Source organism: Proteiniphilum sp. UBA5463 (assembly GCF_002427225.1).
In the GTDB taxonomy this organism is placed as follows: domain Bacteria; phylum Bacteroidota; class Bacteroidia; order Bacteroidales; family Dysgonomonadaceae; genus Proteiniphilum; species Proteiniphilum propionicum.
In genome coordinates this window covers 1,130-1,831 of sequence record NZ_DIQL01000037.1, presented here as the reverse complement: position 1 = coordinate 1,831, position 702 = coordinate 1,130, and the positions used below count along the sequence as shown (strand labels likewise).

Below are 702 nucleotides of genomic sequence, written 5' to 3'. Positions count from 1 at the left end.
GATAGTTTGTGGATACATCATACGGGATTTCATAACAAGATATTGATCTACAATACCATCACCGATACATGGTTTGAAGCAGGAAAAACTGTGAATCCTCCCGTGGCTGTCACATCGGATGTATCCGACGGGAAGAATGTCTATATTGCCAGCGGGGAAATTCGCCCCGGAGTGCGTTCCCCCCTCATCACGCAGCTTTATTATACCTCACAACCCTCTTTCGGATGGATCAACTACCTGGTGCTTATCCTCTATTTTGGAGGAATGCTGCTGATGGGCTTCTACTTCATGAAACGAAATGAGAATACCGAGGATTTCTTCAAAGCGAGCGGACGCATTCCCTGGTGGGCCGCGGGAATCAGTATTTTTGCCACAACGCTGAGTGCTATTACATTCCTGTCGATACCTGCAAAGACTTATGCAACCGACTGGCGTATGCTTGTCTTTAATATCTGCATCATTCTCATTGTCCCGGTGGTCATTCGTTATTTTCTTCCTTTCTTTACCCGCTTCCGGTTGGGTACTGCTTACGAATACCTGGAGAAACGCTTCAACCGCTCCACAAGATGGCTGGCTTCTGCCCTGTTTGTTATCTTTATGGTGAGCCGCATTGCCATTGTGCTGTTTTTGCCGGCACTGGCACTGAATGCGGTGACAGGGTTCGATATTTATCTCTCTATCGTAGTCATGGGGTTGGTAACC

1 protein-coding gene is annotated in these 702 nt (G+C 47.3%); it reads left to right on the top strand.

All coding sequences use genetic code 11. The features are described 5' to 3' along the window. Window positions 1-702, top strand: a 702-nt coding sequence (locus B3B27_RS05990) for a sodium:solute symporter family transporter (protein WP_414703315.1), incomplete at both ends; no start/stop codon positions are given.